At 27.6% G+C, this 21,011-nt stretch carries 19 protein-coding genes; 10 read left to right on the top strand and 9 right to left on the bottom strand.

The features are described from left to right. The first annotated feature begins 215 nt into the window (after positions 1-215). The 9 genes from QZ288_RS03410 to QZ288_RS03370 all read left to right on the top strand — a co-directional run bounded on the left by QZ288_RS03410 (position 216) and on the right by QZ288_RS03370 (position 10,869). Positions 216-722 carry a hypothetical protein gene (locus QZ288_RS03410; RefSeq protein WP_295154963.1) on the top strand — a complete coding sequence of 169 codons (507 nt, stop codon included), beginning with the start codon at positions 216-218 and terminating at the stop codon, positions 720-722. Positions 723-778: 56 nt separating this feature from the next. After that, the gene (locus QZ288_RS03405) at positions 779-1,561 is read left to right on the top strand and encodes an SDR family NAD(P)-dependent oxidoreductase (RefSeq protein WP_295154962.1); all 783 of its coding nucleotides are present in this window, start codon (positions 779-781) and stop codon (positions 1,559-1,561) included. Positions 1,562-1,608: 47 nt separating this feature from the next. Next, positions 1,609-3,639, top strand: a complete 2,031-nt coding sequence (locus QZ288_RS03400) for a hypothetical protein (protein WP_295154961.1) — start codon at positions 1,609-1,611, stop codon at positions 3,637-3,639. 14 nt (positions 3,640-3,653) lie between these two features. Continuing rightward, complete coding sequence (locus tag QZ288_RS03395) at positions 3,654-4,586, top strand: lysophospholipid acyltransferase family protein (RefSeq protein ID WP_295154959.1); 933 nt, start codon at positions 3,654-3,656, stop codon at positions 4,584-4,586. Between the two features lie 183 nt (positions 4,587-4,769). Then, positions 4,770-6,281, top strand: coding sequence for a DegQ family serine endoprotease (locus QZ288_RS03390; RefSeq protein WP_295154958.1), 1,512 nt, complete (start codon positions 4,770-4,772; stop codon positions 6,279-6,281). A 216-nt stretch (positions 6,282-6,497) separates the two neighbouring features. Continuing rightward, complete coding sequence (alaS, locus tag QZ288_RS03385) at positions 6,498-9,104, top strand: alanine--tRNA ligase (RefSeq protein WP_295154955.1); 2,607 nt, start codon at positions 6,498-6,500, stop codon at positions 9,102-9,104. A gap of 25 nt (positions 9,105-9,129) precedes the next feature. Then, the gene (locus QZ288_RS03380) at positions 9,130-9,783 is read left to right on the top strand and encodes a HEAT repeat domain-containing protein (protein ID WP_295155043.1); all 654 of its coding nucleotides are present in this window, start codon (positions 9,130-9,132) and stop codon (positions 9,781-9,783) included. A gap of 14 nt (positions 9,784-9,797) precedes the next feature. After that, positions 9,798-10,616, top strand: a complete 819-nt coding sequence (locus QZ288_RS03375; RefSeq protein WP_295154953.1) for a hypothetical protein — start codon at positions 9,798-9,800, stop codon at positions 10,614-10,616. Continuing rightward, positions 10,579-10,869, top strand: coding sequence for a hypothetical protein (locus QZ288_RS03370; RefSeq protein WP_295154951.1), 291 nt, complete (start codon positions 10,579-10,581; stop codon positions 10,867-10,869). The genes QZ288_RS03375 and QZ288_RS03370 overlap by 38 nt, the downstream gene beginning before the upstream one ends. A 139-nt stretch (positions 10,870-11,008) precedes the next feature. On the opposite strand, the gene QZ288_RS03365 is transcribed toward QZ288_RS03370, so the two are convergent. The 3 genes from QZ288_RS03365 to QZ288_RS03355 form a co-directional block, all read right to left on the bottom strand. Beyond that, complete coding sequence (locus tag QZ288_RS03365) at positions 11,009-11,425, bottom strand: C-GCAxxG-C-C family (seleno)protein (RefSeq protein WP_295154949.1); 417 nt, start codon at positions 11,423-11,425, stop codon at positions 11,009-11,011. Positions 11,426-11,447: 22 nt separating this feature from the next. Next, positions 11,448-11,651: a 3-oxoacyl-[acyl-carrier-protein] synthase III C-terminal domain-containing protein gene (locus QZ288_RS03360; protein ID WP_295154947.1), complete on the bottom strand. Its 204-nt coding sequence runs from the start codon at positions 11,649-11,651 to the stop codon at positions 11,448-11,450. Positions 11,652-11,875: 224 nt separating this feature from the next. Next, the gene (locus QZ288_RS03355; RefSeq protein WP_295154945.1) at positions 11,876-12,514 is read right to left on the bottom strand and encodes a queuosine precursor transporter; all 639 of its coding nucleotides are present in this window, start codon (positions 12,512-12,514) and stop codon (positions 11,876-11,878) included. Positions 12,515-12,661: 147 nt separating this feature from the next. On the opposite strand from QZ288_RS03355, the gene QZ288_RS03350 reads away from it, so the two are divergent. Continuing rightward, positions 12,662-14,263, top strand: a complete 1,602-nt coding sequence (locus QZ288_RS03350; protein WP_295154943.1) for a restriction endonuclease — start codon at positions 12,662-12,664, stop codon at positions 14,261-14,263. 60 nt (positions 14,264-14,323) lie between these two features. Here QZ288_RS03350 and QZ288_RS03345 read toward each other — a convergent pair whose 3' ends face one another. The 6 genes from QZ288_RS03345 to QZ288_RS03320 all read right to left on the bottom strand — a co-directional run bounded on the left by QZ288_RS03345 (position 14,324) and on the right by QZ288_RS03320 (position 21,005). Beyond that, positions 14,324-15,223 (bottom strand): hypothetical protein, encoded by a 900-nt coding sequence (locus QZ288_RS03345; RefSeq protein WP_295154942.1) that lies wholly within the window; start codon positions 15,221-15,223, stop codon positions 14,324-14,326. An 82-nt stretch (positions 15,224-15,305) separates the two neighbouring features. Beyond that, positions 15,306-16,250, bottom strand: a complete 945-nt coding sequence (locus QZ288_RS03340) for an EFR1 family ferrodoxin (protein ID WP_295154940.1) — start codon at positions 16,248-16,250, stop codon at positions 15,306-15,308. Between the two features lie 16 nt (positions 16,251-16,266). Next, positions 16,267-16,941: a BsaWI family type II restriction enzyme gene (locus tag QZ288_RS03335; RefSeq protein WP_295154938.1), complete on the bottom strand. Its 675-nt coding sequence runs from the start codon at positions 16,939-16,941 to the stop codon at positions 16,267-16,269. Further along, a complete protein-coding gene (locus QZ288_RS03330) occupies positions 16,938-18,254 on the bottom strand; it encodes a DNA methyltransferase (protein ID WP_295154936.1) in 1,317 nt (438 codons plus the stop codon). The genes QZ288_RS03335 and QZ288_RS03330 overlap by 4 nt, the downstream gene beginning before the upstream one ends. A 4-nt stretch (positions 18,255-18,258) precedes the next feature. Beyond that, entirely contained in the window at positions 18,259-19,818 is a 1,560-nt protein-coding gene (locus QZ288_RS03325; RefSeq protein ID WP_295154934.1) for an NAD(P)-dependent oxidoreductase, read from the bottom strand. A 56-nt stretch (positions 19,819-19,874) separates the two neighbouring features. After that, positions 19,875-21,005 (bottom strand): hypothetical protein, encoded by a 1,131-nt coding sequence (locus tag QZ288_RS03320; RefSeq protein ID WP_295154933.1) that lies wholly within the window; start codon positions 21,003-21,005, stop codon positions 19,875-19,877. Between the last annotated feature and the right edge of the window lie 6 nt (positions 21,006-21,011).

The following is a 21,011-nucleotide window of genomic DNA, read 5'->3' as shown; positions in this document are numbered from 1 at the left end:
TTATATACTAAAAAACAGCTGAAACTTTAATAATGATATTTAATATAAAAAATGTACTTTTTAAAGTATGTATTTATTTAAAAATATACAATAATTGACGACATAATAAAGTAATAAATTTTGTGTTTTGATTATTGCATAAAATTATTTTTTTTATATTATTATAATATAGGTTATTATATTATAATAATATAAAAAATACTAAAATAAGGAGAATGAAAATGAAATTTATAAAATTACTTACATTAACAATAATATTATCTATACTTTTTATTTCCTGTAATAGCGGAATTAATAAAAAAAGACCTGAAGGCTGGATAAATAATGACACTTTCAGAGTTATGGGAATGGGCTCTCCTGCTAAAGATATAGACACTACTGATAAATTTAGAAGAGAACTCACTTCCAAGCAGGCAGCAGAATTGGATGCAAAAAATAAAATAGTTGCTAAAATAGTAGGCTCATATATAGAATCTTTGAGTTCTTCTGAAAAAGGTATGATAGATGAATATGTTATACAGGAAAGAGTTGCAGGAAGAATAAGAGGTACTTCTGTTGTAGATACTAAATGGGATTCTCAGCAAAATTGTACTATTGTTATGGAATTATATTCAAAAGGATTAAAAAATCAAATGGATAGTTTGGTGAGTAAGTATCTTAATGAGGTTGGAATGCAGTATACTGCTCAGGATGTTGCCGGAAAAGTAAGAACTTATGAATAAATTAAATAAAAAATAATTAAGGAACAAATAAAAAAATAATTAAGGAAGCATTAATTATGTATGCAGAAAATATTAAAGGGAGAACGGCTTTTGTATCAGGAGCAAGTGCAGGTATCGGCGAAGCGGTTTCTAAAATGCTTGCATCTAACGGAGTTAATCTTATATTGGCAGCCAGAAGAATAGAAAAGCTGAATATATTAAAATCCGAATTGGAAGAAAAATATAATATAAAAGTGAAAGCCATAGAATTAGACTTTTCAAAAACAGAAGATATTAAAAAAGCTGTAGAAAATCTTGCCTCAGAAAATACTTATAAAAATATAGACATACTTATAAATAATGCAGGCTTAGCTTTAGAAAAAGATTTATATTATAATAACAGCATAGAAGACTCAATACAAATGCTTAGAGTAAACTGCGAAGGCTTAATAGTATTAACTAGGCTTCTTCTTCCTTATATATTAGAAAGCAGCTATGGACATATAGTAAATCTTTCATCTACTGCAGCAGATGAAGCTTATAGCGGAGGGGCTGTATATTGTGCTACCAAATCTTTTGTAGAAATGTTCGGAGACAGTCTTAGAGTAGAATTAATAGATAAGCCTGTAAAAATAACTAATATAAAACCCGGTGCGGTAAATACCGAATTTTCTACTGTAAGATTTAAAGGAGATAAAGAAAAGGCTGATAATGTATATAAAGGATTTAACCCTCTATATGCAGAAGATATAGCCGATAATATAGAGTATGTACTAACTAGAAAAAGCCATGTACAAATATCTAGTATGACTATTATGGCAGAAAATCAGGGCAGTGCTACTATAATACATAGGCGGTAAATAAATAAGCAGTAAATATAAAATAAAAATCATAGGAGTTATTATTTATGGGAGATATAGATAACACTAGAGATAGATTAAAATTAGATGAGCTTAATAAAGATGCCAGAAAAGATTTATTTAACAAATTTGTAGATGCAGGCGGAGAAATTATAGCCGATAAAAAAAAACCTAATACGGGAGTTATTGGAGTATCATCAAGAAAATCTTCAAACACATTAGTAGGCGGAAACAGCAGCAGAAATTTAAGAGACAGCGGCAGCAGAAGCACAAAAAATAATACAAAAAATAAAAGCAGTAAATCTTCATCAGCAGACATCTCAAGTAAAAAAAACAGCGGCTTATTTGTTAATGTTAAATTATGGTTTAATGCCTTAAGTGCAGGAGTTATAACTTTTACAGGGGGAAATGTCAATCCGAAATTCTTAAACTTTATAGATAAAAATGTTATAGCAGCACTTTTAGAAATGGACACATTAATTTTTAATGCCTTAAACCCAAGCGATAATTCTAGTATAGATGCTAAAGAGAAACATCAAAAAATAGTACATCAATTTTCTAAAGACTTAGAAGATTTGGAGCTTTTAGAAAGAATAAAAGATCAATATAATGAAAAAACATATAAAGATTTTTTAAGACCGTATAAAGAATTAAACAGCGATGTTTCAGCTGACAGCTATATTAAAGAAATAAAAGCTATATTCAGACCGCTTTATGTTCTTCACGAATACTCTTCAAGAATGAAATTAGCAGGAGAGAAAGCTATGCTTGCATACGCCATTGTTGATAATATAAGCAAAGGTATAGTAAACTCAAGAATATCTGCTTTTAAAAGAGCTGTAGATTTAGTATATTCAAAGTATTATCCTAAACTATTTGTGCTTCTGCAGTATGCTTCAAAGGAAAAGCTCGAAACTATTAGTGATTTTAAACGCTATCTGAATATTACTGATGAAGATATATTAGGATACTATACTAAATTAAGAAAAGAAAAAGAAAAATTACATGAAAGTCAAATAGAAGAAGCTAAAGAAAACATAGGAAAGAAAAAAGATGATGAAGAAGAAAAATTGAGTAAAGTTGAATCTATAGGTGTAAAACTTATTAATAAATGCGTATCATTCAAAAAAGAGGATAATGACATAGAATATGAAGCAGACCCATTCTATATAGTGCCTATTAAAGATAAAATATATAGAATAAAAGTTTTAATAGATTTTTTAGACAGAGAATATTCTGCAGTATTTGTATCAAATAAAGTAAGATATAATTTAGTTTATGATAATCAGGTAAGAACAGACTATAAAAATGATTTTAATAATATATTTCTATCATTATCAGATACTAATTCAAGATTAAATGAATACAGCGAACTTTGTAAAACTATTAATAAAATAGAAGAAGATAAAGCTATGCGTTTTGAACAAAGAGTTTCTATGCTGTCTGATAAAAACGGGCAGCGTTCTTATATAGCTAAAAATTTGAAAAGCACTTTTATATCAATAATAACTCCTTTCAAGAAAAAGCTTGATAAATTATTATTAGATAAAGAAGAGAGAGAAAGAATAATAGAAAACCCTAATGATATATTAAATTTTCCAGCAGAAATAGGTAAAACAAAAAAGAGAATACAAGGTTATAGTGTATTAAAAGCTTTAACAGAGGCTTATTATTTTATTTCGGGATTTAATTATTTAATTACACAGGGAGAGTTATCAGGTGCAGGAATATTAATAGAAGTACAAGATAATCAGGCTGAAATTGAGAAACAAGAAGAAAAAACTGCTTCTGAAAATCAAAATGATGATAATAATTTAGAAAATAATACAGTTAATAATAAAGAAGATGATAAAAATTTAGATAATGAAAATAATAATTTAGATGATAAAAATAATGATAATAATAATAATTTAGAAAATGATAATACTGAAAATACAAATAATAATGATAACAATATAGATGATAATAATATAAAAGAAGATACTAATGATGAATTTAGCAATGTAGAAGATGAAGAATTATTTTCTGAAGAAAATAAAGATGCAGAAGAGACTAAAGAAGAGGAAGCTAAAAAGTAAAAGAGAGGTATCATTTGGCTTATAAATCACCAAAGGTTATAATGCTGGAATATATTCCGCTTCGTATATTAATGGAAATATTAGCATTTATGCCTTATATCATTGTAATATTATTTGCAAAACTTGTAGGAACTTTAATGTACTATTTTGTACCAAGTATAAGAAAAGTTGCATTTATTAATTTAAAGCAGGCATTTCCGCAGAAAAGTTTTAAAGAGAGAAAAAAAATAGCAAAGAGATCCATAAAATCTATGATGATGACTTTTGCAGAGTTCATTAAATCATCAAAAATGTCAGATAAGCAAATATTAAAGAGAATAAAAATAGAAGGACAGGATATATTTGATGAAGCTATGAATAAAAAAAAGAGAGGAATTATAGCTATAACAGGGCATATAGGAAATTGGGAATATATAGCTTTTTATTTTGCTATCAAAGGCTATAATCCGGGTGTTATATTCAGACCTCTTGATAATCCGAAACTAGATGCATATATGCGTTCTTGGCGTGAAAAAAGAGGAATGAAATGCATATCAAGATGGGGAGATTTAAGAGAAATATTTAATGTTTTAAATAATAATTCGCCTGTAGCTTTTTTATGCGATCAGAATTATTTAGAAGGTATTTTTGTAGATTTTTTCGGATATCCTTGTGCTACAGCTGTAGGTCCTGTAGCTATAGCTATGAAAACAGGTTCTCCAATGGCTATAGTTTATAGTCTGCCTGACAGATACGGACATCATAAAATTATAGTTCATGATATAATGTATATAGAAGAAAAAGAAACCAAAGAAGAAACTATAAGACATAATGTTCAAAGATATACAAAAAAATTGGAAGAAATAATAACAAAATATCCTGAAAATTGGCTTTGGATTCACCCTAGATGGAATACAAGACCTAAAGGCGAAGCTGAAACATTTTACAAACATAATAATTATAAATAGCTTTTTACTTTGTATTTTTTTTGTAGGTTTATATTATATAAAATTTACTTAAATATAATAATTGTAATATTCTCATAAACTATGAGGCGAAACTTTTATTATGATTTTTTATTATTATTGAAAATTAAATCAATTATCAAGTTTTAAAAAATATATTTTAATTAAATAGGAGGTTATGAGTATATGGAGCAGAAAAAACATTCATTTATGTTCTTTTTAAATCTTGGGCTTACATTTACTTTGGTTGGTATAATTATTTCTTTTTTTATATTTTCGTATGAAAAAAATTATAAAAAAGGAGAGTTTTTAGTTCATGCTCAAGCAGCACCGGAAAAAACTGCTTTTACAGGTTCATTAGACGGTGCTTTAGCAGTTGAAGGAGCTATAAGAGAAGTAGTTGATAAAAATATGCCTGCTGTGGTTAATATATCTACTGAAATAGAAGCAGGAGAAACTAGAGAAGACAGATATGCAGATGAATTCTTCAGATTTTTCTTCGGAGATCAAATGCCTAGACAGAAGAGAAGTCAGAAATCTTTAGGAAGCGGATTTATTATAAATGAAGAGGGCTATATACTTTCCAATTATCATGTAGTAAAAAATGCTACTAAAATAATGGTTACTCTTTACGGAGAAGATGAAGAACTGCCTGCCAAATTGATAGGATATGATGAGGCTTATGATTTGGCTTTACTAAAAATAGAAAATAATAACAGAGATTTTCCTTATGTTGCTTTAGGCGACAGCGATGCTATAGAACCGGGAGAATTTGCTATTGCTATAGGAAACCCTTACGGGCTTAATAATACTGTTACATTCGGTATTGTAAGTGCTAAAGGAAGAAGCGATGTAGGAGCTAATAAATATCAAAGATATATACAGACTGATGTTGCTATAAACCCAGGTAATTCAGGAGGTCCTTTATTTAATATTCACGGACAGGTAATAGGAATAAATACTTTGATATACTCTACTTCAGGCGGAAGCATAGGAATAGGTTTTGCTACTCCTATTAATCTTGCTACTTCTGTTATGACTGACTTAAAAGAAAACGGAAAAGTTACAAGAGGATATTTGGGAATATATCTGCAGGATATAGATGAAAATTTATCAAGAGGACTTAATGTAAGACAAAACAGCGGAGTATATGTAAGCGAAGTTATACCAAATTCTCCAGCCGATAAAGGAGGCTTGCAGGACGGAGATATTATAATAGAGTATGACGGCGAAAAAATGACTAAGTCAGGAGATTTATTTAATAAAGTAGCAACTACAAAAGTAGGAAAAGAAGTTACTGTTAAATATTTGAGAAATGGAAGAGAGAGAACTTCTAAAATTACTATAGAAGCCAGAGTTGAAGATGAAAATGTTGTGCCTACAAGACAGTCTCAAAATAACTCTCAAGGCAATGCCCGTTCTTGGATGGGATTAGATGTTTCAAATATCACTCCTGAAATATCTCAAAGGCTTCAGATAAGAAGTAATGAAAGAGGTGTTGCAGTTCTTAATATGACTCAGAACTCAAAAGCATATCAGTACGGACTTAGACCGGGAGATGTTATTAAAGCTATTAACGGAGTAACTATTTCAAATATAGATGATTATAATAACTTTGTTAAATCCTATGGAAATGATAAGTCATTTACTGTAACAATAAAAAGGGCAAGAATGACTTATGTTATAATTATAGAATAAATTAATAGTCTTTAACTTATAAAAGTTTATTAATCAAAAAAAGAGGGGCATATATAATTACTCCTCTTTTTTTTTATTACTTAAGTATTATATAATCTATTTTTTAATTTTAACTTGCATTCATAATTAATTTAATATATTATTAATTAAATATATAATTTAACGATAAAAAATTTAAGTTTTCATATATAAATGTTCTTAAAAACGGGAGTGATCATGACACATTTAGAATTGAGAGAAAAATTCAAAGATTTCTTTAAAAGCAAACAGCATGCTATAGAGAAATCATCATCTCTTATACCTATAGATGACCCAAGCCTTTTATTTACTACAGCAGGAATGCTCCAATTCAAGCCTTATTATGCAGGAATAAAGAAAGCTCCTTATTCAAGAGTAGCTACCATACAAAAATGTTTTAGACTTTCTGATTTAGAAAATATAGGAAAAACTGCAAGACATCATACTTTTTTTGAAATGTTCGGTAATTTCTGTTTTATGGGAGATTATTTCAAAAAAGAGGCTATAGAATTTGCTTGGGAATTTTCTACTCAAATAATTAAACTTCCTATTGAAAAAATATATGTTTCCATTTATGAAAAAGATGATGATGCTTTCAAAATTTGGAATGAACATATTGGAGTACCTAAAGAAAAGATAGTAAGACTTGGAAAAAAAGATAATTTCTGGGGACCTGCTGGGGATTCTGGTGCCTGCGGACCTTGCAGCGAACTTTATATTGATATGGGAGAAGAAAAAGGATGCGGTAATTCTGATTGTTTTGTAGGCTGCGACTGTGAAAGATATTTAGAGTTTTGGAATTTAGTATTTAATGAGTTTTTTCAGGATACTGACGGCAATTTATCTCCTCTTCCTAATGTAGGCATAGATACAGGAATGGGGCTTGAAAGATTATGCTATATTACTCAAAATGCTGAAAGCAATTATCAAACTGATGTAATGAAGCCTATAGTTGATGCAGTAGTCAAAAAACTAAATATCAAATATGAGGATAAAAATAAGACTAAAATAAATTTAATAGCGGATCATTTAAGAGCATTGGTATTTGTAATATCAGAAGGCTGTACTCCTTCAAATGAGGGAAGAGGTTATGTACTTAGAAGGCTTTTAAGAAGAGCTTTAAAAACTGCAAGCGATTTGGGACATAAAAATGCTTTTTTGAGTGAAATTACATATTCTGTAGTTAATGTATATAAAGATATATATGATTATCTTCCGAAAGAAGAAGAAAATGTAAAAAAAATACTGAAAGAAGAAGAAAATAAATTTATAAGTACAATATCTTCTGGTATGAATAAACTTTATAATGTATTTGAAGAAAATAAAGACACTAAAATAATATCGGGAAAAGATGCTTTTATGCTTTTTGATACTTACGGACTTCCTATAGATATAACAGAGGAAGAAGCATCAGATCATGGCTTTACAGTTGATAAAGCTGGTTTTGAAAAAGCTATGGAAGAGCAGAAAAAAAGAAGCAGAGGTGCAGGAGAAGATAAAAAATCAAAATTCATATATGTTGAAAATTATGAAACTAAATATGTAGGAGAAGAAACTGATAATCTGATAAACGGGGTAAACGCCAAAATTACTGCCGTATATGAAAATAACAGCAAAAAAGAAAAAGCATCATCTTCAAATGCTTTAATTATTACTGATGTATCTCCTTTCTATGGAGAGATGGGAGGACAGATTGGAGATAACGGATATATAGAAAACAGCAGAAAAGAAATCATAAAAATAACAGATACTCAGAAAAAGGAAAATACTATTATACATATAGCAGACTGCAGCAGTCATTCTTTAAGCGTAGGAGAAGAAATAAAATTATTCGTTAATTTTGACAGAAGAAGTGCCGTGAGAAAGAATCATACGGCTACTCATATACTTCAGAAAATATTAGAGCTTAATCTTGGAAACCATATTAATCAGGCTGGAAGCTTCGTATCTGATGAGTATTTGAGATTTGACTTTACTCACCCTGATTCAATTTCAGATGAAACTTTAATAAATATAGAAAATCAGGTTAATGAGATTGTATTTAAATCAATGCCTGCCGTAATAAAATATATGCCTAAAGAAGAGGCTATTTTATGCGGAGCTAAGGCTTTATTCGGTGAAAAATATCCTGATACTGTAAGAATACTTGATATAGGCAATGGTTTTTCCGTAGAGCTATGCGGAGGAAGTCATTTGACAAATACATCGGAAATTGGTTATTTTCATATAGTAAGCGAAGGTTCCGTAGCAAGCGGTGTTAGAAGGATAGAGGCTATAACAGGATTAAAGGCTGCTAATGAAGCAAGCAAATTATTCAGTAAAATGAAAAATCTAGCATATATATTAAATGCTTCAAAGACAGACGATATTACTGTAAGAGCAGAAAGCCTGCAAAACGAAGTGAAAAAACTGCAGAAAGAAATTAAACAGTTAAAAACTTCATCTGCTGCTTCTGTTTCATTTATGGATAATTATGAAGAGCTAAAAGGAATTAGATTCTATAATTTGGAGTTTAATGAGGATATTAAAGAAGTTAGGCTTTATGCTGATACTATAAAAGAGAGAGTAAAAGATAGTATCGCTGTAATGATAAGTAAAACAGATTCTTCCGACTCTATACTTGTACAGATAACAGGAAATGCTTTAAAAGAAAAAAAATTATCCGCAAATAATATTATAAAAGATATTATAGCTGTAAGCGGAGGAAGAGGCGGAGGAAAAGACGCTTTTGCTCAGGGTTCTATAGAAAATATAGATAAAGCCAAAGAAGAAATTAATAGATTAAGAAATAAATTAATAAATTAAAGAGTAAATGGTTATAAAATATAATATGATTATGAAATATAATATAAAAAAAAATATAATAGCTTTTATATTTACTGCGGTATTTTTACTGATTATATCTTGTTCTGCAAAAGATGTTACTTTGAGAAGACTTGATGATGTTCATAAAGCGGAAAAAAAGCTAGCAAAAAATCCTGATGATGAAGAAGTTATATTAGAGGTTTTAAATGCAGCACAAAATGGAGGAAGAGAGGTAAGGGCTGAGGCTATATGGCTTTTAGGAAAAATAGAGGCTGATATTGCTTATAGCGATTTTCTCAGAGCAAGTGTTGAAGACCCTGATTTTAATGTTCGATGCTTGGCTATTTTAGGGCTTGGAAGATTGGAGGCTAATAATCCTGAAACTATTGACAGAGTTAAAAGGGCTATATCCGATACAGACTTGCAGGTGCAGATAGAAGGGCTTAAAGTAGCTGGTAAAATGAATGCTAAAGAACTTTTAAACTCTATACTTGACAGTTTATCGAGTAAAAATAAATGGGTAAGAATGGCGGCTGTGGAGGCTTTGAAAGATTATGATGATATAAGAATTGACAGAGCTTTGAATCTGCTTGCTTCTACAGATAAAGATTATGCAGTAAAATCTATTATTAATCAGGTAATAGAATACAGAGAAAATAAAAAAGATGAAGAGGCATAAAGGAAATATATCAGATGAATAGGAAAATTAATTTTTTTATATTTATAATATTATCTTTATTTATTATTATATCATGTGCATCAAGATATTCCTATGTAAGAGTAGATGATATTATAGAAAAAAAGAGAAATATTGCTATTGCTTCTTTTACATTTCCTAAAAGTATGACTAATCAGTATTTAGACAAATTAAAATATTTAAATACGGAAATATATGCTGATTTTGTATTAAATAGTTTTATTAGTAATTTTAATTCTCAAAATGAAATGGTCAGACTTATAACTTTAGAAGAAGCTATTGGAAATAAAGATTTTGCCGAATTACCTAATCATTCTATATTGGGTGCTGATTATGTGGCTGCTACAGGAACTTTGGCAACTAATAGGCTGAGTGAAGAAACTTTATTAATACTTGCTGATAAGGTAGACGGTATAATGTATGCAAATTCTGCTATGTCTTTTTGGTCACAAAAGGTTACTATAGATTTCGAGATATATGATATAGACGGAGATTACTTATGGATAGACACTTTAAACGGAGATTCTTATCATATAATTGGCGATACAGGCAGTCCGACCAGACAAACTGCTTATGAAATAGTTATTGCAGATGTTATGAAATATCAAAAAAGACATGCTGAAGAATTATATATAGTTATAGATCAGGCTATATCAAACGGAGTGAGTAAATTAAAAGGAAGAGCTCCTTATGCTTTCAACACAAATGATATTATATTTACGCAAAAAACACTTAGCCTGACAAATGAAGATTATACAAAAGAGAGAGTATATATTGATGGCACAGAAACAGAAAATAGAATTGAATTTCAATGATGCAGATGATTTTCACTTCAAAAAACCATTAAAAGGCTATATGCTAAAAATAGCAGATGATCATTATGTTATAGGTAATGAAGATTTAGCTATAAAATCTACTGGAAAAACTCCGAAAGAGGCTGCAGAAATGCTTAAGGAACAATTTATAGTTCTTGCAAATGATATAATATATAAATCTAAATATGCACCTCTAAGCGAAAGAGAAAGAAAAAAACTAAATATTATTAATTCTATATGTAATATTATTTAAAGTTAAAAAAATAAATATGCTGCTGCCTATAAACTTGCTTTAGAATAGCTAATATTAAAGTTTATTATCTGCTTACTTTTTATTATTGTTAATAAAAATAATATATTCTAAGGCAATTATAATTTTTATATTAAGATATTTAAACTCTATAATTTTTGTATTTTTCCATCAATTCATCAAATATTTTAGCCGCTTCAAATATTAAATAACTGCATCCGTTTTCAGGATGTCTGTATTTTTCTACTAAAGTATCGCAGTTAATATTTCCCATTTTATTATTAAATTTATTTATATATTCTGATTCAATTTCTTTTAAAAGAGTTCCTTCATGTCCTCTGTCTTTTATAAAAGCCTTAGATAAAGCCATTATACCGCCTGTAATTATTCCGCAGGTAATTCCAACTGCCATACCGCCTCCGAAGCCTGCAGCTAATTTCAAATCATTTTTATTTATGCCAAGCTCATAAACTTTATTAGCTCCGTAAAGCATTTTTTCGGCACAATTTAAATCTTCTTCCTTTCCAAATCCTGAATATAAGTATTCATATAATGTCATAATAAAAACCTCATATATATTATTAGAATTTTATTAAAGTTGATCCCCAAGTAAGCCCTGCACCAAAAGCCGTTAATAATACATAATCTCCGTCTTTTATAGTTCCTGATTCAAAAGCCTCAGCAAGAGCTATTCCTACGCTTGCTGCTGATGTATTGCCGTATCTTTGTATATTAATATAGAATTTATCATCTTTTAAACCCAAACTCTTAGCAACAGAATTCATAATTCTAGTATTAGCCTGATGAGTTATTAATTCTAAATTAGTACCTTCTGCGTTTTATTAAAAGTTGTAAAAGTTTTCTTAAAAACTTCAGTAGCTATCGTAGTTATTGCATAATTTATAATTATATTTTTAAGCAATATAATGATAAATATGAACTCTCTATTTTTGTATGCAAAGATAACAATTATATTATTTTATGTCAATACTTTTAATTAATTATAAAACTATGCATTTTTATCCTTTACTAAATATATCATAGGCACGCTTATAATAGTAACAGCATATTTAACAGCAAAATTAAATATAAATATTCCTATTAAAGTATCAAAAGGAAGTACTCCCCAAAATGCTACAGCTACAAAAATAAAATTATCAACAGGTATGCTGAATGCATTACTTATAAGAACCCTAAGCCATTGATATTTTTTTGTAATTTTAGTTACAAATAAATGATATATTTCAGTATCGACAAGCTCGGATAATGAAGAACCTACTATAGAAGCTATTGCTATTCTAATCACAGGACTTAATGTTAATTGAAAAGCCTCATTAAACTCAAAACTTGAATCAGCAGGTATTTGAGATATTATATAAAAATATATAGGAGAAAATATATTTATAATGGCAGAAACTAATATAAGTTTTTGAGTATTTCTCTTGCCTATAGTTTTATGTGCCATATCTCTAATTGTAAAAGCTAAAGGATATAAAAATGTACCTCCATCAACAGCAAGGCTTAAAACATTAGCTATTTTTACGCTTGCTATATTAGATATCATCTGACATGCTATATAAGAACATATAATCAGTATGCTTATAAATGAAATTACTATCTCTTCTTCTTCTTTGTTTATGCTTTTCATTTCTAAATCCATTAATTTTATATATAATATATTAAATTAATATTTTAGTCTATATTTTTTAGCATAAATAAATAATGATAATTGTAAAATATAAAAAAATAATATATCATACTAAATATTTATAAAAAATGAAAAAGGTTATATGAAATGATTTATATTATACTAGCAGCTGCTGTTTTATTAATTTTTATTATCTTTGCTGTTAAAAAAAATTTAAATAACGGTAAAAAAGTAAATAAACAAATAGAAGAGTTGACTAATAAAATTAATAAAGATAAAGATGATCATGCATCTGTTTTTCAATTGGCTAAATTAAAAGAAGAAATGGGAGAAACTGAATCGGCTTTAGAAATGTATGAAAAATTACTTTCTCTATCTTTTTATGAGAAAAAAGAAGAATTAGAGGTATGTAAAAAATTAGAAGAATTTTATGAAAAACTTGGTGAAAATGAAAAAGCATTTAAATATACTCTTAAAATATCTAAATTAGATTCTAATAATATGTTTTATAATATTAAAGCAGCTGATATTCTTTGTAATGAAGGATACTATATGCTTTCAAGCGATTATTTTAATAAAGCTATGCTGAATAAAAATGAATTTAATATAGATAATCTTAAAGCAGCTTCTTTTACTTTTTTTAAAATTAAAGACTATAAAAAATGTATAGTCTTTTTAGAGGAGCTTCAAAAAAGATTGGCAAAAGAAAAAAATGATGATATAGCCTTATTAAATAGAACTTTAATATCTATGTATATGATTTCAGATGAACTCAATATTGCTAAAAGTTTTATAGAGCATCTTATTGCTGATAAAAATACTGATGATAAATTATATATTGACAGACTTTATCTGCATATATTATATAAAATACTTGATAATGAAGAAGAGTTCAAAGGTATATATGATAATTTATATGCTAAATATGATGTAGCAAATCCTAATGAAAAAATATTTGATTTAGTATTGGATTACTCTTTCTATTCATATTTTTTAAGCGATATAGAATTATCTTTAAAATTATTTGAAACAATAAATAATCTGAATTTACCTGAATTTGATATTTATAATATAGAAAATCTAATAAAATATTTATTAGATATAAATGAACATCAGAAAAAGTTAAAGCCCTATAATTCTAAAAATGATAATTATGAAAAATATATTAATAAAGAAGATATAGAAAATTGGGAAAAAGCTGTTGATTTATGGGAGGGTTCATTTACTGATATTAATTATTTAATTTCCTTAATAAAATCTGAAAATACTATAAATATTCAAAAAATACTAGATGAATTAAAAATACAGGAAAATAATAATTCTAATGAAATGAATCTTAAAATTATACAAAAAGTAGATAAAATTTATAATATGAATATTGCAGATTTCAAAAAACTATGTTCAAATTTGATAAGGACAAAATTACATCATTCTATTATACAGGAATATGATGACAGTTCATCAAAAAACGATTACGGAGATGAAGTGAATTATTTGACATACAATACTAAAGGAAATAAAAAAGATACTGTTCTAATATCTTTCAAAAGATGGAAGAAAATTGAAATCGGAGAATTGATTATCAGAGATTTTATAATGATGGTTAATGAAGCAGGAGCAAAAAACGGTATTTTAATAGTGCCTGTAAAATTAAATAATAGTGCTAGAAACTATATTTCATATAATGATAAGGTAACTGTATATTCAAGAAATCAATTTAATAATTTACTTAAAGAAGAAAAGCTATAATAAAAAAGCGACAGTTTATTTAATAATTAATAATAAACTATCACTTTATAAAAACCAAAATTATTTAAGCATTTCTCTATCTACTAAATCATTAGCAGGAACATAATCATTTATTATCTGAGAAAATACCAAAGTATCAACAAAACCGCCTCTTTTTATAGACAAGAAAAGATCATTATATTCATTTTCAGGCATACCTAACTTTTTCATAGTTACAGCCTTATAGAACACCGCATCATTAGCAAATCTAGTTCTAGGATATTCTGTTATAACTCTGTCAAATAAAGCAATAGCTTCTTGAAGTTCATTTTTATCATTTGAATAAGTTTGATAAAGCATACCATTCCATAATAATGAAAGAGGCTTGAATTTTTCTATAGAAGTTAATCCTTCTACTTTCTTAAAGCATTCATCAGCTAAAGTAATATGATTTCTAGCTATAGTATTATTTGATTTTCCTTCTTTAGCAAGAAAATAATGAACTATGCCTTTAAATTGATATAAATGCCCTATATCTGCATTATCAGGCAAATTATTAAAATCCAATCTATTTATATAGTTTAAAGCCTGAGTATATTCTTTATTTGCTATCATAACTCTTATTTCTCTGATAATTAAAGGATCATCTTTAGAAGTCCAAGGGCTATAAAAATTATATATAGTAGCTTTTAAAGGTCTTCTTTTAGGAGGATTTGCAGTATATGAACTATTAAAAGTATTTTTATTATTATCTGCTTGCATACTATTATTATTGTCTGCAGAAGAATAAGTATTATTATTCATATCTGACTGCATACCATTATTAGTTTCTACAATAACATCATTGCTAGATGAATTTTGATATTCCTTTTCTATCTCACTTAGATAATCATCTTCTATACTGCTTTCTGCAGGTTTTTTACATGATATTGCAAAAACTAATAATAAAGCTATTAATATTGCTAAAGACTTCTTTATCATTTTCCGCTCCAAACTTATTTTTATATTATTTTTTATATTCTCGGAAATTACAAAAAAATCGTTAGAATAATATTTACTATAATTATAATATATAATTTTCTATATTTTTATAATATGATTTTTGTTTATATTCTTCTTCTGCATTATCAGAATAAAAATGTATTTTTTTATCGGCATTATCAAAATATCTGTCATAAGCTTTTTTACAGTAATTTTCATGCTTGGATTTTAAGCCCAAAGGAGGATTCTCGAATTTATATACACCATTAACTCTCCAAAAGTTTAATATTCCTATATTAATAGCATCAACAGGGCATCTGAAGGCACAGCTTGTACACATTACGCATTTATTTTTAAACTTTATATTTCCTTTTTCATCATTATAAATATTATTAACAGGACATTTTTTAATGCATAAATTACAATGAGTGCAAATTTTTTTCACTCTAAATAAATTACCATTAATTTTCATAGCAGGATGCTCTATTCTAAATAAGAATGCTATTAATCTTCCAAGAGGAAATTTTTTCAAATAGCTTTCTTTTTCACTTAAAATTTCATTAGCTTCTATAACGCATAAAGCCTTAGCGGTTTTCCACATTTTTGCAGCAAACTCATCAGTATGTCTGAATAAAATATTATAAGGCATTATATAATGATACTCATTAGTAAGTATATAACCTTTATTATTTAGTCTTGACATTAAAGGATATGAAGATATATTATTAATCGTTAAAGGCTCTCCTGAAGTTTTTATAATAAATATTTTTTTTCTGTCTGCCTTATCAAATTTAGGAAATAATTTTATCAAGTCAAAAATAGGATAAGGAGCATTAAATCCATGTATAGGATAAGCAATACCTACATAATCATAATCTTTAGGACTAGGCATATCATCAAAATTATCGCCTACATTAAAGATATAAGTTTCAACATTATTTTCTTCAAATATTTTTTTATATTCTTTTGCTGCTTTTAAAGTATTTCCTGTACCAGAGAAGCAATATATTACGGCTTTTTTATACATACATATACCCCATTTTTTATTTAATCATTTTATTTAAATCATTAATAAAATCGGAAAATAATTTTACTTTACTGCTTTCATCTACTTTATTTTCTGTAAGTATATAACAGCCATCTGTGTCTGTCTCAGCAACAGCACGCCCTTTCTTAGCAGGATTCTTTATAGATAAAGTTTCATCTTCATCAAGAGTGATAAACAATACTTTTATATGTCTTGTAACAGATGACTGCATAAGCTTTAATTTCCAATAACCTGTTTGTGCTATTCTCTCTCTTAAAGTAACCTTTATTGAAAGCACAGAAATTATTTTACTAGTTTTTTCATCATAAATTATTATATCAACATCAGGTAAATGAAGCCCGTATTCTCCATAATCTATACATAAATTTCTTTTTAGTAAGTCTAAAGTTTTGTCTTTAAAAATTTTCTTTCTTTCTAATTTATTACCATTGATTATAGAAAGTCCCAGCTTTTTTACTTCATCAGTAATTATATACTCAATAATTTTTTCTAAATTTTTACCTTTGAAAGCTCTCCAAGACTGCTCAGTATCTATTATTCCGTTTTTTAAAGCATCTTTTATATAATTTTCTTTTGCTTCTTTTAAAATTTCTGAAATATGCATATAAGTATTATCATCATATACTATTTTTTTATTTTCATAAAGAGTTATTAAATCTTCAAATGTCATACTTTCTCCATAATTAAAATATATTCTGTAGGATAAACTAATTTATCTGTAGATGATATTTTTGCAAATCTTCCTGTAGATGAATCTCTAGTAGAAGGGAGCATTTTTGAAGGTATTTCTCTATGTATAATATCAAAAACTCTAAAACCTATATTTGTCATTTGTTCGCAAAATATTTCAGCATTCAATATATCAATATTTTTAAATTGAGTATTGCCTATTACAATAGCAGCTTTGCCTTTAACTTTTAATATTCTTTTCATTTCAATAAAACTTTCAAGCATATCAGCATAATAATTTTTTATCTCTCTTATCTTTTTTTTATTGCTTGAAAAATTATTTATAGTTTGAAGAATCATATCGCTTTTTAAATCCATATTATCTATATCATCTCTATTTTTATAACTGCTTCCTATAAATTTCTCTCTAAATTCAGACAAAGTATTTAAGTATCCAAACCATAAAGAAGGTAATTGATGTAAATCAGCATACTCATAACTAGTTACATAAGGAGGGCTAGTTACAATAAAATCAGCCTCCCCATCTTCTAAAGGCATAAACCTAGAATCTCCGCATTTTATTTTTCTATATTTATTGATATTATAGAAAAAATTCTTATCAAGCATAGAATTATATAATTCATGTCTTTTTATCATTCTTTTGGCAATACTAAAAAATAGAGAATAAGAATTATATTCTTTTTTCTTCATATCTCTTGTAGGCTTTATACTTTTTTGAAGCCATATAGATGCAGTTTTTAATATCTGGGCAAAAGCAACAAGATAAAAATCTCTTATATCTGTATTTTCTATTTCAAGTATAAAATAAAAAATTAAAGATAATTCTTCTTTTTGTTTTGGCTTAAACCAATAATCTATTCTCTCATTATCGGGTAGAATATTTTTTGCTTTTATTAAAAACTCTTCTTTTTCTGTTGTTAATTTTTCTTCTAATATAGAATATTCTTTTTTTAATAATTCTATATTAAGAGGAGTACTTTTTACTTTAGATATTAAATATGCTATTTCATTTATATCTGTACCATAAGCATATCTTTTATTTACAATAGCTTCAACAATAGCTGTACCGCTTCCCATAAACGGATCTGCCACTGTCTGCATTTCTTTTGTATAGATATTAATTAATCTTGAAACTAACTGCGGTATAAATTTAGCAGGATATGTATAATAATTATGTGTAATGTATGCTGTATCTTTTATAGTTTTATCAGAAAAAGACCAAGAATAATCTAAAGGAATAGAATTAAAATTACTCATATTATAAGAATATGATGAAATGATATCATTATACATAAAATCAATTTACCTTTTTATAATGAGCCTTAAAATCTTCATCAAAATAATAAATCATATTCTCATCTTCATTATGCGAATCATACCAAACCTGAGCAAAGAAAGGATTTTTTTTAGCTAATATATCAAAGTTCCAAGTATAATCAGGCATACATTCTTCGCACCAATGCCCTGCTTTTATCACAGTAAATGGCGAAGCCTCAAATTCATGCCCCTGTGCACAAGCCCATTTCAATTTTGTATGCAAATCTCCTTTAAGTATACTAGTGCTTAAAAGTCTCCCCCCCCTAAACTCTGCAGCCTTTTTTAAATCTTCTAAATCTATTTCACTGTCTTTTTTATTTTCATCATATCCGTGATTAAGAAGCTTAGCATTTTTTATATCAAGCAGAGATTTATAATCTATATAGTTTCCTTCAGAATCCTTATTTTCAAAAAGCAGATTGAAATTCTCCCATTTTTTAGGCAGATTATCAAAATTTTCTAAACTTCCGAATGCAGCTATAATCTTACCGTCCTCTCCGTTTCTTCTCCAATATGTAGGTGAATTCGGGTGAGGCAGAAGTCTTTGTATGGCAAAAAATGATATTAAGGAAGGAGGTACTATTTTACCAAATGAATAATACCAATGCTTTTTTCCTATTTCATTCCAATAATCAGCAACAGACTCCTTTTGATATTGGAATAATTCCTCCAGTTTATATCCGTCATAATACCAAAGCCCATGAAAATTTCTTACAGCATTCCAATTAGGCTTCATATATGTTTTAGTGGAGCCTCCTATAAGTTTGAATCCGTCATTAAATGTATCATAACCCAAAATCCTATTTTCTGCCTTGCTTCCCAAGTTAAAAACGCCTTTCCAAAAATAATCGTCTAAACTTCCCTTTATATCTTCTTCAATAATTCTTTTCATCAAAAGTCCGCTGTCTCTTGCAGTTGCCCATTCAAGCGGTGTATTATAGCAAGTATGAAACATAAGTCCATCGCTCATATTATCAGTAAGCATTCTATTATGAAGCATTGCAGTTTGTCTTATTACAGCCCTATTTTCTAATGATGAATCAAGTACATATCTTTCGCCCTTTAACTTAGAAAAAGAGTATGCATCATAAGGACTTATTAATAAAGGATCCCCTACCCTGCCATAAGGATGTTTTTCATTGCGGTTGCCGTAAAGAGCTACTGTAGATATATGCACAAGTTTAGGAGTTTTATCTTTATCCATTGATTCTAATATATCAACTATATGCTTAACTCCCACAAAATTTGTAAGATGTGCTAGTTTAGGATATTTATCCGACTTTGGAGGAATAACTGCTGCAAGATTAAGTACATAATGACAGTCTTTTAATAATTTTTCTAAATCATCTCTGTCATATAAATAACCTGTAACTATTTCTACTCTTTTACCGTATTGTCTTTTAAATTTCTGAGCTTGTGCTTTACTTTCTTTTCTTATAAGAACTTTTACAGTTTCAATATCTTCTATTTCCATTAATTGTCTTAATGTTTCAAGTCCCATATTTCCTGTGGCGCCTGTTAAAGCTATTGTGTATTTCATAATATATCTCCATAAATAATAAATTTTTAAATAAAAATAATATTGACAAAAAATACTTAATAATTATGGAATTTTATAACCTCGTCTTCTACCATAAATCCGTAAACAGAATCATCAAACATATTTATTCCTCTTAATTTATTAAAACCATCTATACCTAAATATTCTTTTACATAATTCTGCGATAAAAAAGGATTAGTTCGTATAAAAAAATACATTCCATTATCCATACCTGTATATGTAACTCTGCCTGTACTTGACATTCCCACCGCTAAAGAATTATCCCTGCATGGTATTTTATAAGATTCTTTTAAATCAAAATTATCTAATTCGCTTGTATATACAATATCTTCCTGATGCTTTCCTTCTATTATATTCATAGTAAGTATAGCCAAAACTTCCTTTTCTGCTATATAAACACAATCGACTATTTCTCTATATGACATCTTATTAGTATTCATATATTCAACATCTTTAAGAAAATATCTGTTTTCCATTTTACCATTATTCATATCATATATATCAATGATTGGTACTCTTTCTTTATCTCTTTTTAGTATTGCAAATTTATGATTTGTTAATGTTAATAATTTTACTATAGACTCATATTCATTATCTATAATAGTATCTATATTATAAAGCGTTTTTCCTTCAGAAGATATTTTATTTAATGACACAAAGCCTACTTTTTTATAATTAGTATTAGTTACTTTAATAGTATATGTTTCTATGCGGGGCGTATCATATCCTTCGGTAGACGGACTTTCAGAAGGAAGCGACATCATAACATTGCTTACTACAACATCGCCTATATATCTCACATTATATCCTGTTATATATATATTAGAATTTGAATCTATAAGAGATATTTTTGAAGTTTCAAGATTATTATATTCTAAAGGAAAATATTTTATATTGCTTCCTGAAGCTATTACCATTCTTGAATTATACAAATCTAATGCATAAACAGTATCATTTTTAATTCTATAAAAATCTCCGAAATAATATTCATTATCTACTTTATATATTTTAGGGCTATCCAAATTTACAAATTCATTGCTGTAAATTCCTATATCATTTCCCAAATGAAATTCTGTAACAACTTTAGCAGGTACTATTAAAGGTTTAGGCAAACAGGAAATTATAAATATCAATGTAAATAATAATATAAATATTTTTCTCTTCATAAAATA

The organism is uncultured Brachyspira sp. (assembly GCF_910578695.1).
Lineage (GTDB): Bacteria > Spirochaetota > Brachyspiria > Brachyspirales > Brachyspiraceae > Brachyspira.
The sequence above is the reverse complement of the archived record's forward strand: the minus strand, read 5'-3'. Positions and strand labels throughout refer to the sequence as shown.

What these genes read in the sequence shown, in the direction of transcription:
- QZ288_RS03355 (WP_295154945.1), bottom strand. Translation starts at nt 12,514, where the DNA reads ATGAAAAGCATAAACAAAGAAGAAGAAGAGATAGTAATTTCATTTATA.
- QZ288_RS03365 (WP_295154949.1), bottom strand. Translation starts at nt 11,425, where the DNA reads ATGACATTATATGAATACTTATATTCAGGATTTGGAAAGGAAGAAGAT.
- QZ288_RS03370 (WP_295154951.1), top strand. Translation starts at nt 10,579, where the DNA reads ATGGCACAGAAACAGAAAATAGAATTGAATTTCAATGATGCAGATGAT.
- QZ288_RS03340 (WP_295154940.1), bottom strand. Translation starts at nt 16,250, where the DNA reads ATGTATAAAAAAGCCGTAATATATTGCTTCTCTGGTACAGGAAATACT.
- QZ288_RS03375 (WP_295154953.1), top strand. Translation starts at nt 9,798, where the DNA reads ATGAATAGGAAAATTAATTTTTTTATATTTATAATATTATCTTTATTT.
- QZ288_RS03380 (WP_295155043.1), top strand. Translation starts at nt 9,130, where the DNA reads ATGATTATGAAATATAATATAAAAAAAAATATAATAGCTTTTATATTT.
- QZ288_RS03405 (WP_295154962.1), top strand. Translation starts at nt 779, where the DNA reads ATGTATGCAGAAAATATTAAAGGGAGAACGGCTTTTGTATCAGGAGCA.
- QZ288_RS03325 (WP_295154934.1), bottom strand. Translation starts at nt 19,818, where the DNA reads ATGAAATACACAATAGCTTTAACAGGCGCCACAGGAAATATGGGACTT.
- QZ288_RS03350 (WP_295154943.1), top strand. Translation starts at nt 12,662, where the DNA reads ATGATTTATATTATACTAGCAGCTGCTGTTTTATTAATTTTTATTATC.
- QZ288_RS03410 (WP_295154963.1), top strand. Translation starts at nt 216, where the DNA reads ATGAAAATGAAATTTATAAAATTACTTACATTAACAATAATATTATCT.
- QZ288_RS03360 (WP_295154947.1), bottom strand. Translation starts at nt 11,651, where the DNA reads ATGAATTCTGTTGCTAAGAGTTTGGGTTTAAAAGATGATAAATTCTAT.
- alaS (WP_295154955.1), top strand. Translation starts at nt 6,498, where the DNA reads ATGACACATTTAGAATTGAGAGAAAAATTCAAAGATTTCTTTAAAAGC.
- QZ288_RS03390 (WP_295154958.1), top strand. Translation starts at nt 4,770, where the DNA reads ATGGAGCAGAAAAAACATTCATTTATGTTCTTTTTAAATCTTGGGCTT.
- QZ288_RS03400 (WP_295154961.1), top strand. Translation starts at nt 1,609, where the DNA reads ATGGGAGATATAGATAACACTAGAGATAGATTAAAATTAGATGAGCTT.
- QZ288_RS03345 (WP_295154942.1), bottom strand. Translation starts at nt 15,223, where the DNA reads ATGATAAAGAAGTCTTTAGCAATATTAATAGCTTTATTATTAGTTTTT.
- QZ288_RS03330 (WP_295154936.1), bottom strand. Translation starts at nt 18,254, where the DNA reads ATGTATAATGATATCATTTCATCATATTCTTATAATATGAGTAATTTT.
- QZ288_RS03335 (WP_295154938.1), bottom strand. Translation starts at nt 16,941, where the DNA reads ATGACATTTGAAGATTTAATAACTCTTTATGAAAATAAAAAAATAGTA.
- QZ288_RS03320 (WP_295154933.1), bottom strand. Translation starts at nt 21,005, where the DNA reads ATGAAGAGAAAAATATTTATATTATTATTTACATTGATATTTATAATT.